Source organism: Chryseobacterium sp. SIMBA_028, from assembly GCF_046535285.1.
In the GTDB taxonomy this organism is placed as follows: Bacteria; Bacteroidota; Bacteroidia; order Flavobacteriales; family Weeksellaceae; genus Chryseobacterium.
Genome location: NZ_JAWRWZ010000383.1, coordinates 1 through 264, shown reverse-complemented (window position 1 = coordinate 264; position 264 = coordinate 1). Strand labels below are relative to the sequence as shown.

Here is a 264-nt window from a genome sequence, read left to right as displayed (position 1 = left end):
AAGCCACTGCCGTTAAAGAAGCCCGCTCTTGCCAAATACGTAATCGTCCTTCCGTGGAAGTTACGGTTGGCAATGGAGCCAAACACCGTGTTTGAGAAGCCGTAGTTGGAGCCACTGCTGCCAATCGTGATCGTCGTCTGTAGCACCCATGAGGACTTGCCACGTAGGTCGCTCATGCCAATAGCGCCGGATGACTTGCCTGCCAGTCCCCTGACAGCCGAATCGTTGAGCGACAGGGAGGCCGTTGCAGACCTCCCCAGCTCC

The 264-nt window shown here is 57.2% G+C and carries 1 protein-coding gene; it reads right to left on the bottom strand.

The window, feature by feature from the left end:
* Positions 1-264, bottom strand: a 264-nt coding sequence (locus tag SCA31_RS23850) for a hypothetical protein (RefSeq protein WP_410699481.1), incomplete at both ends; no start/stop codon positions are given.